Origin of the sequence: Pyxidicoccus trucidator (genome assembly GCF_010894435.1) — a bacterium.
GTDB lineage: Bacteria > Myxococcota > Myxococcia > Myxococcales > Myxococcaceae > Myxococcus > Myxococcus trucidator.
On sequence record NZ_JAAIXZ010000009.1, the window covers coordinates 167,342 to 179,386 of the forward strand.

Genomic DNA, 12,045 nt, shown 5'->3' on the forward strand with positions numbered 1-12,045 from the left:
ACAGCGGCTGCGAGACTCCGGACTTGCTGGCGCAGGTGAAGCAGCTGACGGGGCAGGACGTGAGCTCCTTCCACGGCTGCTACCAGGCAACGTCCTTCACCCTGCGCGGGGACTTGAGCGCCGACTCCAGCTGCCCGAATGCACCCGGCGGCAACTACAACCTGAGCGGCTTCGTCAGCCCCGTCTGCTCGACCAATGGGGGCGACGGCGGCCAGGGCAACGACGGCGGCCAGGGCAACGACGGCGGCCAGGGCAACGACGGCGGCCAGGGCAGCGACGGCGGCCAGGGCAACGACGGCGGCCAGACGTGCGGCAATCCGGAGGTGCACGTCTTCGGGGTGTACGAAGCGAGTGGGGACCACACGTCCACGGGCGAGGCCACCGTCCACGTGGAGCGGACAGGCTCGCAGGTGCTCGTGCTCTCCTCTTATGAGTCGGTGCATTGGAAGGTCAGCGCCGTGCCCGGTGCCGACCTCCAGTACATCCTCGTGCTGGGGTACGACGCCCAAAGCGTGGATGCACCTCCCGGGGTGGAGGTGAAGGTGCTCGACACCGAGACGAGGGGCTTCATCCCGGAATGCGGGTACGAGTACCCGGACGACGACCCGCACAGCGGCTGCGAGACTCCGGACTTGCTGGCGCAGGTGAAGCAGCTGACGGGGCAGGACGTGAGCTCCTTCCACGGCTGCTACCAGGCAACGTCCTTCACCCTGCGCGGGGACTTGAGCGCCGACTCCAGCTGCCCGAGTGCACCCGGCGGCAACTACAACCTGAGCGGCTTCGTCGACCCCGTCTGCTCGACCAATGGGGGCGACGGCGGCCAGACGTGCGGCAATCCGGAGGTGCACGCCTTCGGGGTGTACGAGGCGAGTGGGGACCACACGTCCACGGGCGAGGCCACGGTGCACGTGGAGCGGACGGGCTCGCAGGTGCTCGTGCTCTCCTCTTATGAGTCGGTGCATTGGAAGGTCAGCGCCGTGCCCGGTGCCGACCTCCAGTACATCCTCGTACTGGGATACGACGCCCAGAGCGTGGAAGCACCTCCCGGGGTGGAGGTGAAGGTGCTCGATACCGAGACGAGGGGCTTCTTCGCGGGATGCGGGTACGAATACCCGGATGATGACCCGCACAGCGGCTGCGAGACTCCAGACTTGCTGGCGCAGGTGAAGCAGCTGACGGGGCAGGAAGTGAGTTCCTTCCACGGCTGCTACCAGGCAACGTCCTTCACCTTGCACGGGGACTTGAGCGCCGACTCCAGCTGCCCGAATGTACCCGGCGGCAACTACAACCTGAGCGGCTTCGTCAACCCCGTCTGCTCAGGGAGCGGCCCCTCCCCCTGAGCTCGTCCGAGTGGTTCGAATCCCGTCGGGTGATTCGACATTCCGAGGTGCGGACTGATTGAATCCGGAGGATGCGACTCTACAAAGAGAGCGGGTCCGACATGCTTGCTTGCGGCCTTGGGCGTATTTCACACCAGGGAGCGGCGTGGGCCTTCGTCGCGCTCCTGCTGGCTTCCGGGGTCGTGTCCTCAGGCTGTATCGAGTCTGTCGAGCCCGAGCCGGAGCTCGGCGCTTCCCAGGCGGAGCTGGAGCGGGTGGCCGTCACCGTTCCAATCGACCACTGCATGCTCCAGGGAATACCGGGAACGCCCTACTGGCAGACGATGCAGTCGAACTGCGTCGGCAACGGCGCGTGCAGAGCTTCGGCGAATGCCGAGTGCCAGGCGGTGGGCGACGTCTACCTGTGCCCCTGTCAGATGCTGCCGGAGGGCTGCGCGGTCTCCGAGCTGCTCCCTGGACTCGGCTCTCCCAGTTATGCCGAACGCGAAGCGGCTTCCGCGAAGCTCCTGAGCTGCTGCACGCACGACTCATATCTCGCCACCATCAACGCGCGAGCAGCCTCCACCTCCGATGAAGAAGTCCGGGTCCGCTTGCAGCGTGGCGCAGCGGCCTGCTCGGCGGCGCTGCACCCCTGCGGGACGAACATGATAGGTGGCATCAAGGAGGAAGAGGGGCTGTGCCTCTACACCGTGTCGGTGGCTCCGGATGCCACGAAGGCCCAGCCGAATACCGCCACCTGCGCGTACGACGCGGCCCGTGGCCTCTGGGTGCTGAAGGTATCCATGCCCTGCAAGACGACGCAGGTGCAGCTGTCGAGATTCCGTCCGAACTCGGGCGATGTGATCCCGACGCCGGTGCTGGGCCCATCCAACTGCGCTCAAACCCTGGTGGTTCCCGCGGACATGCTGCCTTCGGGGCAGGCCGCGTATGCCATCTCGCAGCCCGTCGCCGAGAAGGTGGATGGTGTGAGCACGGCACCAGAGCTGTGCGGTGACGAGGCACTCCGTGCGGAGGCCGCGGCGGACCTTGTCGCTGGCGGAGTGCCGGCCAACACGTGCACGAACGACCCCATCACCTACACGGATTGGGGCCGCCAGCCGCGAGCCCGAGCTATCACCTGCGGCGGAGTCACGCCCGGCTACTACTGGACCGATGCGCCACCGCCCCCCGCCATGGACGCGGGCACCGACGGAGGCAGCACCCCTCCGTCCCCCGGAGGCCCAGGAGGCCTGGATGGAGGCACGGACGGCGGCTCCTCGCCCCCGCCAATCTTCCATGACGCCGGCACCGTCCTCTCCTTCCCTTTGGGAAACTGAAGGCCGGTACACCCGCACGGCTCACTGCGAAGCGACCGTGTCCCCTTCCTCCTCCGGTTGCCTCAGCGGCCAGAGGAGGCTGGCCATGCGCATGTAGAGGTGGCTCAAGTCGCGGAGCTCCTCCTCACACACTTCGATGGCGACCTGGAGGACCCTCCCGGGCGCGAGCGTGACGGTGGAGGGGAGCCTCGCCTGGAGGCTGGGCTGCAGTCTCTGCGGCACGGCACTGACGATGTCGCGCTTCTTGAGGTCGTCGTCGTAGAGGCTTGCCCACTCCAGGAGTTGTCGCCGCAGCTCTCGCCGCAGTCTCTCCTCGGGACCGAAGACCTGCACGCACATCTGGAACAACTCCGAGCCGGCACCGGAGACGAGATCGGACCAGGTGTTGGCAAAGAGAGGCTCTCCCGCGGCCCGCCAGAAAACGCCCCACGTCGGGCTGGCGTGCTCCTGCATGAAGAGGCCGCGAGCTGTGAGGAAGCTCAGCATCGAATCGTGGAAGAACCGCACCTGGCTGGGTTCCTGGCCGGGCCGGACGCTTGGGTCGTCCGGTACCAGGACTCCCGCCTGCAGCAGCATCCCCATCCGCTCCCGAGCCGGCGCATTGCGATAGCGCAAGGTGTGGAGGCCCTGAACCCAATAGGTCTGAAGGCAGAGCTCTCCAGCCCAGGTCAGTAGCTCCGTATCGTCCTCGTGCGGTCCTGTCCCCTGCCGCCCGAGCAGGTGCCGGAAGGACTGCTCGTAGAGCGCGGCAATGCTCGTTCCCGCCACCTCGCCGAGCAGAATCGCCAGCCTGACCAGGATATTCAGGTAGGTCCCGTCCGGCCCCCGGCACGCCTGCCGGGTGCCTTCGCTGAGCGCGTGAGTCGCTCCAGGAGCGTAGGCCCGGATGAAACGGTCAAGCGCCTGCTCATCCAGACGCTGCGGCTCGGCGATGAGCCACCGCTCCGAGCATTCGACCGCCTGCCGGAACCCGGGGTGGGGACGGGAGGTGAGCAGGAGCCGCACCACGCTCCCGTATCGACCCTCGATGAATTCCTGGACCGCCTCGGGGCTGAGCGCCGACTCCGTGAGGCCATCCACGCACAGGACACAGTCGCCCCGGAGAAGCAGCACCTCTATGATGTCGGGCGTTAGCGGGCCGGACTCCCATGGCCATAGGGCGGCGTCTCCCAGGGAGGCAAGCCGGGCATCACACAGCACCGGAAGAGGTCGCGAGGGCTCCTTCTCAAAGCCTATCAGCATCAGGCGTACCACCTCACGCAGGAGCGCGCTCTTCCCTCGGCCGCCCGTAGACTCAATGAGGGCGTTGCCTCGCTGTCCGTCATCGGGATGCGAAAGGAAGCGGACGAGCCGCTCCTCCGGCGGCAGAAGGGATTCCTCAGGCAAGGCCGTCGGCTTCGAACCTTCGCTGGAGAGGGAGTGTATCCGGCCCTCGCGAAAATCCACCGGGAGCGAAACGAAATGCTCGTCGTTGGCTTGACGCCGCAAGGCCTCGAGCTTGCGCCGCACATAAGCGACGTAGTCCGCGAAGATGCGCCGGCGCGTGGCTGGCAGTTCGAGCGCCAGCGGGACCAGCCACTGAAATGGCTTGGCGGAGGACAGCAGGTAGAACACCTGTGGTGAGACGGCTCCCAATATCAGGCAGAGGAGCATCTCCACGAAGAGCACTCCCACGAAGGCAGGGAAATGGATTCTCGCTTGACGGGCCACGTTGGCGAAAACGAACCCGCTGCCCACGAGGACCTGAACGCTCCAGCTCATGAAGGGCAGCCAGCGACGGACGAGGCGCGTGCGCGGCAGCACCAGTAGGGGCACAACGAAGAACAGCGTCGCCACGAGGCAGGCCACTGCCGTTCGGAACCAGATCTGCTCGCTGAGCGGCGCCAGGAAGGGAACGTCCTTCACGACCAGCTCGGTGCGGGTTCCGATCTCGTCCTGGTACTTGAAGATGACCGTGTAGCGGCGCTTCCCCAGCGAAAGCTCGCCCAGCGCCCAGTTGAATCGGGGCTGCGGCGCGCCTGGGGAATAGCTCCGGATGGCCGAGGCCACCGGCTCGTCTGGACGGGCGGGATCCAGGATGAGAATCTCCAGGGCGCCCCCGACCTCGGCCGCGTAGGTCCGGCCCGGCCAGTCCAGGTCGAGACTGTCCACCTCTGTCCCGTGGAGCGAGGCCCGGACTTCGAGTCTTCCCTGGACGCGGACGTCTTGGCCGTTCTCGACCTCCAAGGTGCCCCGCTCGAGCTCCAGGACGGCTCCTACTTGCTGCAGGGGGACATAGGCGAAGCTGGCGGGAGTCGCCTTGATCCAGCCATGTCCCTTCTTCGCTGAAGGCAGGACATACGCCATGTCCGCGGTTGCCAGCACGAAGTGCTCTTCGAGATAGGCCTCGTCCGACAGGGAGATGAAATACAATGAGCCATCGCGTGAGGATTGAAGCCACACGCCCTCGCCCACGGGGTCCACATTCAACGAGCTGACGTCCGCGCCATCGAGCAAGGGGCTCGCCCTGACCGAGCCATGGTCGGCTCGCAGGTGGATGACACTGTTTCCCCAGAGGAGGAGGTCGTCGGAAGCTGTGGGAATGGTGGAGAGCGCTTCCACCGCATCCGAGTCGACCCGAGGGAGCAGCTTCGGCCCGCTGGCGAGAATCCTCCCACTCTCGTCCAACAGATAGGCGTCGCCCGAGTGGGTCAATGCCCAGACGCGACCGGAAGGAGTCCTGGACACGAGGACCTTCTGGCCCTTGAAGAGCGGTACCTTTGCCAACATGGACCGTCCCTGGAGGTCCACCAGATAGAGTCCGCCCTCCCAGCCGGCGGAAGGCTTCAGGGCTCCCGCTACCCACACACGCGTCCCGTCGTCCTGCGCGACGACCTGCCTGATCCCCATCCCATCCAGCAGCAGGGAGGAGCGGGCTTTGGCAGGTGCCTCCAGGTCGACAGAGAAGAGCCGCCGTGCGACTGGCACGGAGGGAGCCGGGGAACTCACCTCCGCCATCACCCATGCCCGCGTTCCGGAGCGCTCGGGGACGACCCAGATGTTCTCCTCCGCCGTTAGCAACACCCCCGAGCCTGGAAGCCTGGCTCCTGCATCGACAAAGAAGAGTTGCCGGTCCGTCTTGAACCAGGCCCCCGGTCCCTTGCCCACCGGTATCACCTGCCACGCCGCCATGTTCGCGCCGCCTTCAAGACCCAGCGCCTTGAGCGAGGAGACAGTCCTGACCTCCCCATCCGCATCGAGCAGCGCGAGGAAATCCGAGCCCCCACGGCTGAAAACGACCCAGAGGTCCGCATGCGGCTCCAGGTCCTCCTCGAGCACGTGTCGGGGATGGACATCGTAGGGAGAGAGGAAGACCTGCTCCCGGATATGAACGATCCGGTCGGCCTCGAGCACGATGCGTCCGGCAGGTCCTCCGGGAGTGGCGTCCACCAGGTAGACCCGAGCCCCGTTGTAGCGCGGCTCCTGCTCGGCGGAGATGACCCACGCCCGTCCCGGGTGCTCCGTCTGGATCAACTCTCCGGAGGGCCGCCAGGGGTTCCGCTCATAGGCGCGAGTTCCCTCGAGATCCACCACGGAGATGCCACCTTCGCTCACGACCCAAGCACGCTCCCCATCACCGAAAGGGACGAGGCTCGCCTGGGTGGCCGCCACGGGAACCGGCCAGAAGGAAGGGCCCCGCACCTGATTCTCCGCACGGGCCGGAGTCTGCCCGCACAGCATCAAGCCCGCCGCCATCAACAGGCAGAGAAGCTCTCGTACCTGTGAGCCGTGCCCAGCGCGGTATGCCCCCATGAGCAGGAAGCATCTGCATCCCCGCTTCCCCATCCAAGCCACTCCCAATCATTGTTCATGGACAGACACCTCCCCGGCATCCTGGCCCCACCTCCGGGGTCTTGCCGAATGGCGTGTGGTTGTAAAACTTCGTGTGGCAGTGCCTGAGATGACGCAGGGCCGCAAGGAAGCCTCGGAAGGGCGCGTTGGCCCATCCGTTACCTGGCCTGGAGGAGCACTGATGGAGAAGCCCCAAGAGTTGCCCGGCAGGGAAGGCATCCACTCAACCGAGAGCTCTGTGGAGTTCTGGGCCAGGAATCAACCTGCGGTGCATGTCCGCGTCTTCGCTCCATACGACTCGAAAGATAGCGACCCTGGCGCTCGTCAGGTGTGCTGCCATTGTAGTTCCTCCGAGCCGATTGAGGTTCTCGACATCACCGTGGCGGCCAACACCACGATGATCATCTACAGGAGCCCCACCACCACTGAGCCTCTCCACATCGTCACCGGTCCCGGAAGTCTCACTCTGGCCAATGCCCCTGCCGATCTGCTGGCGCAGATGAAAGTCATTCCGACCAGCGCTCGGGCTACAAGCGGGTCCAGATGAGCAGCGGCAGCGCCACGCCGAGCACAACCCCGGTATAGGCCTTCCAGTGCCTCGGACCCAGGACAGGCGTGATGAGCTGTTCCACCAGGAAGGACACCAGGGCCACCTTCACCAGGGGCAGGCCCCAGGCCCTGTCGAGCAGGTAGCCAATCCCTCCCGTCAGCCAGAGCGCGCCCACCGCGGTCACCGCGCCAATCTTGATCCACCACCGTTGGTCCGAGGCCGTGGGGTCCATGTCCTGGTGGACCTTCTTGGCCATGTCGAAGCGGCCATTGCGCATCTGGTGGGCGAAGACAGCACCGGATGCCGTCCAGAACCCGCCTGCCCCCAACATCGTCGCCAGTCCCACATCCATCGTCGTTCCCCTTTGCTCACTTGAAGGATTGTCAGCGTCCACCCGTCCACTCAGGTGCCGTGGTTGGAGCGCCGATTCGTACGTCCGTTGTGTCTCCTGCCGTCGCGGGGCGAGCTCGCCCGGTCGTCCCCCCCCGCGCGGAGCGGCTCAGGCCGAGTCACCCATCCACACGAGCGACTGCTGCCGCTCGGCCAGCTCCTTCACCGCCCGCAGGGTGGAGCGGGTCTCCTGGCCCAGCAGGTGCCGCGCCAGGAGATGGGCCTCGCGTCGGATGGAGGCCCTTCCCGGGGGAGGCTCGACCGGGTCGGGCTCCATCTCCAGGGTGTGCTCCGCCGTCACCACCACCGCGTCGCCCTCGGAGTCGAGCCGCCAGGCGCCCTGGTGCGAGCGGAAGAGCGGGAGCGAGTGCACCTGCTCGTAGTCGATGCGTCGGCTCTCATCCCCCCGGCGGACGGCGCGACACACGCGCGTTCCCGAGGGGCCCTCCGCCTCCAGCTCGAAGTCCTGGTAGCTGGGGGTCTGCTCCCGCAGCGTCACCCGCCGCACGTGTGGCAGGACGGTCGGCCAGCGCTCCACCTCCCATAGCAGGCCATAAACGAACTCGGCGGGAGCCTGGATGGTCATCGTCTCCGAGAAGCAGAGGCTCCCCGGGGTGGCCAGCGCGATCTTCTGGTAATACGCGTAGGGGGCCGTGGGGTTGCGCTGGATGAGCGCGTCCAGCTCCTCGGGAGAGTCGGCCTCGATGAGCCAGATTCCCGCGGCCATGCCGGCTCGCACGAAGGCATGCTTGAGGCGGCCGGATTCGGACAGCTCCTGGAGGTAGCGGTGCCCGCGATCGACGGTCTCCAGATAAGTGGCAATCGAGAGGTCGCGCGGAGCGGCCTCGGTCAGGACTGCGAACAGCATGGGATTCCTCCGGTTCGGGTTATGCGTTGTCCGCCATCGCCCGGGTCAGGCTCCCCAGGCTCTTGAGGGCGAGCAGCGGAAAGACCTGGGTCTTCTGGTACAGCGCCAGGGGGCCGAGCATGAGGAAGCGGTGCAGTTCCTCCGGCGACTCGACGTCGAAGATGAGGACGTTTCCCCCGCCCCCTCTCTGGACGAAGTAGGAGTGCAACTTCCCCTCGGCCTTCAGGCCCAGGTAGTACTGCTGCTCGCGTTCTCTGAGTTCCTCCACCTGCTGCGGGAGCAGATGGCGCGTGTCTTCTCGGGTGATGCAGGCAATCAACATGCTCACACTCCTGGGGGTGACGGCGGGGCAGCCCGCTCCTGGAGCCCAGCGTTCTGCTGGGCCCGCTCCCGGAGCACGCGCCGCAACAGCTTTCCGGCTCCGCTCCTGGGAATGGTGTTGATGAACTCGATGTGCGCGATGCGCTTGTAGCCAGCCAGTCTGGGATTGACCTCCGCGAGGACCCGCGCGGGCTCCGGGGCGGAGGGCCGCGGCACGACGAACGCATACGGAAGTTGCTCGTCGTGGCCCACGTCCACCCCCACCACGAGGCAGTCCTTCACGGCGGGGTGCTCCTTGAGGGCAGCCTCGAGCTCGGCGGGAGCAATGCTGTGCCCCTCGTGCTTGATGACATCCTTGAGCCGGTCGACGTAGTGCAGGAAGCCCTCGTCATCGACGAACACCAGGTCCCCCGTGTAGAGCCAGCCGTCGCGCAGCGCCCGGCGCGTCTCCTCCTCGCCCTTCCAGTAGCCCCGCATCACCTGGGGCCCGCGGATGCAGAGCTGGCCCACGGTGCCGGGCGGCACCTCGTGCTCGCCGGTGAGGGTGTCGACGATGCGCTGCTCGGTGTCCGCCACGGGAAGCCCGCAGGCGCCCGGGGGGCCCTGGTAGCCCGGAAACACCGGCGTCGCATGGGTGAGGGGCGAGGCCTCGGTCAGCCCGAACCCCTGCAGCACGGGGAGGCCGAGCCGGCGGCTCGCCTGCCGGGCCACCCGGACATCCAGGCTGGAGGCGCCGCTGCTGATGAACCGCAGCCGGGGCGCACGCAGGGACTCCAGGTCCTCCAGCGCGCTCAGCGCGGCGACCATCGGCGTCACGGTGTAGAGCTGGGTGGCCTCGTGCTCACGGGCCAGGTGCAGCAGGCGGCGAGGGTCCCAGCGGTCCAGCAGCACCTGGGTCGCACCGGAGGCCATGCTGGCACCCAGGTGCATGCTGAGCAGCACCGGGAGCCCGTTCAGCAGCACGTCGGCCTCGGACACGTGGTGGGCGCTGACGAACTGGAGCGCGTTGCTCACCAGGTTGCGGTGGCTCAGCATCACGCCCTTGGGAAGCCCTGACGTGCCGCTGGAGTACGGGATGGACAGGACGGCGTCCGGGGAGACCTCCACCTCCGGGAAGGACTCGGGAGACTGGCGGGCCGCCAGCTCGAGCAGGGAGCTGTCGCCGGAGGCAGCCCCCCCGAAGCCCACCTGCCGCCGCAGCCGGGGGAGCCGCTCGCGCAGGCCCGCCACGAGCGGGTACATGGCGCCCGAGAGCACCGCGGCGACGGCCTCCGTGTCGCGGAGCTGATGCTCAATCTCTCGCGGTCCATAGAGGGGGTTGATGGGGGTGACCACCGCGCCAATGCGCGAGATGGCGAGGAAGGTGACGAGCGCCTCCGGCCGGAGGCAGGCCGTGAGGGCGACGACCTCGCCTGGCCGCACCCCCAGCTCCTCGTGCAGCACCCGGGCGACCGCATCCGTCAGCGCATCCAGCGCGCTGAACGTCACGGAGATGCCGTCGTGGAGGATGGCGTCCCGATGCGGGCTGCGCCGGGCCGTGGCCCGCAGCAACCCGTCATAGCGGATGGGTGGAGGGCTGAACCGTGTGCGCGTCAGCGTCAGCAGCTCACTGATGGGGCGACGTCCCCCCTCGCTGGCCGCCTTGAGCGCCCGCAGCTCCTCCCGGCTGCTCGCGTCGAGCACCTTTCGGAGCCACTGCTCGGCCTCTTGCGCGCTCGCAAAGCGGTCCGAGCCGGCGCTCACAGTGCAGTCGCGGGTGAGCACGACCCGGCAGCCGAAGCCGGGCTCGGGCACTACCTCCCAGGCGCCGCTCACGGCCGTCAGCGGTGGCAGGGGGGACTCCTGCTCGAAGTCGATCCGGTAGCCGGATGGAGACAGCACACGCCGTGAGCGCGCGGTGTGAGTTCCACCGCCGATGTGCGCCGTGAGCTCGATACGCATCGAGCCCTCGCCCTGTTCGAGGACGGAGGCGGCCACGCAGCTCGGGAAGATCTCCGGCCAGCGGTCTACCGAGACGAGCAGCTCGAAGACCTGGGCGGGCTCCTGGCGAATCCAGGTGGAGTGCTCCAGGCGGAAGGACGCGGTGTCGGACATGTGGGCTGCCTCTCTCCAATCGTTGGGGCGCGGCCTGCTGGCTCGCCCTGCCAAGAGATTGGAGTGAAGGGCCGCCGCGTTGTGACCCGCGCTCGCGCGCGAGCTTCTTCCATCACAGAAGCAATTCATTCCTTCCATCTGAGGTGAAGACCGAACGGGACATCAGCCGAGGATGAACATGACGAACCAACCGCCCTTTCACCCATCAGCGTCGTCCGCGCCGGGAGCAGCGAGGCCCTGGCGGCTCGCGCCAGTCCACGAACCATCCACTCCCCTCTTCAATCGCATGCGACTGGGAGGACTGGAGTGGGAAGACATCCGCCCCTGCCTGGGGGCTTTCAAGGATGCGCCGCTCCTGGATGAGCAGGCCCTGTGGCACGAGCTCTGGACCACGCTCGGGCACACCGCCGAAGAGCTCGCCATGAAGGCGGGCGGCACGCGCGCGCGCGATACCCGCCGGCGGATGCTCCTGCGGTCCGCGGCCTGCCACCACTTCGCGCAACTGCTCTACTTCGACAACCCCGAGGCGAAGTTCATGACCCGGCGGCGGGTGACGCGGCTCTTCGAGTCCGCCAGCCCACTGCTTCCCTGGGAGGTCCGCTCGCTGAGAATCCCCTATCAGGACTTCTCACTGCCCGCGTACCTGCTGGCGGCGAGCTCCGTGGAGCGCACGCCCTGCGTCCTCCTGGTGAATGACCTGGGCACGGCCAAGGAGATTGAGCTGTATGCCCTTGCGCGGGAGTTCCTCTCGCACGGCGTCTCCGTGCTGCTCTTCGACGGACCGGGCCAGGGAGAGCTGGCGGGGCTCCATCGACTCCCGGTGCCGTTCGAGCAGGTCGTCGCCGCGGTGCTGGACAGCGTCTGCCGGCTCTCGCAGGTAGACACGGAGCGGCTCGGTATCTGCGGCCTCGGCCACGGCGGCTACCTGGCGGCCCGGGCGGCGGCGCTCCTGCCCCAGCGGCTCCAGGCCTGCGTCAGCATCTCGGGCGGGCATGACCACGACCACTACGCGAGGCTGCCCGAGCTGGCGCGCGAGGAATTCAAGTACGCCTACTGCCAGCGCTCCGACACCGCCATGGCGCGGCTCGCCCGGGAGGAGCTGAGCCTGAGAGGGACTCCGAGGCTGAAGGTGCCCCTCCTCGTCATCCAGGACCCCGAGGACTCCGCGTGGCCCCTCGCCTCCTGCATCCAGCTCCTCGAATGGGCCCGCGGTGACAGGGACTTCATGTGCCTTCCGCTCGAGCAGCTCGCGTTCGCGAGCCTCGGCCCCTGGATGGCCCAGGCCCTCTCGCGCGCGGACGCCTGAGCGCCCCGGGCCGCGTCACATCCTGAATC

9 protein-coding genes are annotated in these 12,045 nt (G+C 67.4%); 4 read left to right on the plus strand and 5 right to left on the minus strand.

Translation table 11 applies throughout. The features are described 5' to 3' along the window. On the plus strand, positions 1 to 1,340 hold a 1,340-nt coding region (locus G4D85_RS48940), incomplete at its 5' end, for a hypothetical protein (RefSeq protein WP_205525693.1). 182 nt (positions 1,341 to 1,522) lie between these two features. After that, positions 1,523 to 2,656, plus strand: a complete 1,134-nt coding sequence (locus G4D85_RS25205) for a hypothetical protein (RefSeq protein WP_164016389.1) — start codon at positions 1,523 to 1,525, stop codon at positions 2,654 to 2,656. 21 nt (positions 2,657 to 2,677) lie between these two features. On the opposite strand, the gene G4D85_RS25210 is transcribed toward G4D85_RS25205, so the two are convergent. Continuing rightward, entirely contained in the window at positions 2,678 to 6,250 is a 3,573-nt protein-coding gene (locus G4D85_RS25210) for an NACHT domain-containing protein (RefSeq protein WP_164016392.1), read from the minus strand. A 418-nt stretch (positions 6,251 to 6,668) separates the two neighbouring features. Here G4D85_RS25210 and G4D85_RS25215 point away from each other — a divergent pair, with 418 nt between their 5' ends. Continuing rightward, positions 6,669 to 7,034 carry a hypothetical protein gene (locus tag G4D85_RS25215; protein ID WP_164016394.1) on the plus strand — a complete coding sequence of 122 codons (366 nt, stop codon included), beginning with the start codon at positions 6,669 to 6,671 and terminating at the stop codon, positions 7,032 to 7,034. Here G4D85_RS25215 and G4D85_RS25220 read toward each other — a convergent pair. The 4 genes from G4D85_RS25220 to G4D85_RS25235 all read right to left on the minus strand — a co-directional run bounded on the left by G4D85_RS25220 (position 7,015) and on the right by G4D85_RS25235 (position 10,710). Next, a complete protein-coding gene (locus tag G4D85_RS25220; RefSeq protein ID WP_164016396.1) occupies positions 7,015 to 7,389 on the minus strand; it encodes a hypothetical protein in 375 nt (124 codons plus the stop codon). The two genes, G4D85_RS25215 and G4D85_RS25220, sit on opposite strands and share 20 nt — an antisense overlap. A 147-nt stretch (positions 7,390 to 7,536) precedes the next feature. Continuing rightward, positions 7,537 to 8,295 carry a muconolactone Delta-isomerase family protein gene (locus tag G4D85_RS25225; protein WP_164016398.1) on the minus strand — a complete coding sequence of 253 codons (759 nt, stop codon included), beginning with the start codon at positions 8,293 to 8,295 and terminating at the stop codon, positions 7,537 to 7,539. Between the two features lie 19 nt (positions 8,296 to 8,314). Continuing rightward, complete coding sequence (locus G4D85_RS25230) at positions 8,315 to 8,617, minus strand: muconolactone Delta-isomerase family protein (RefSeq protein ID WP_164016400.1); 303 nt, start codon at positions 8,615 to 8,617, stop codon at positions 8,315 to 8,317. Between the two features lie 2 nt (positions 8,618 to 8,619). Beyond that, positions 8,620 to 10,710 carry an AMP-binding protein gene (locus G4D85_RS25235; protein ID WP_164016402.1) on the minus strand — a complete coding sequence of 697 codons (2,091 nt, stop codon included), beginning with the start codon at positions 10,708 to 10,710 and terminating at the stop codon, positions 8,620 to 8,622. Between the two features lie 286 nt (positions 10,711 to 10,996). On the opposite strand from G4D85_RS25235, the gene G4D85_RS25240 reads away from it, so the two are divergent. Next, positions 10,997 to 12,016: an alpha/beta hydrolase family protein gene (locus G4D85_RS25240; RefSeq protein ID WP_164016404.1), complete on the plus strand. Its 1,020-nt coding sequence runs from the start codon at positions 10,997 to 10,999 to the stop codon at positions 12,014 to 12,016. Positions 12,017 to 12,045: the final 29 nt, after the last annotated feature.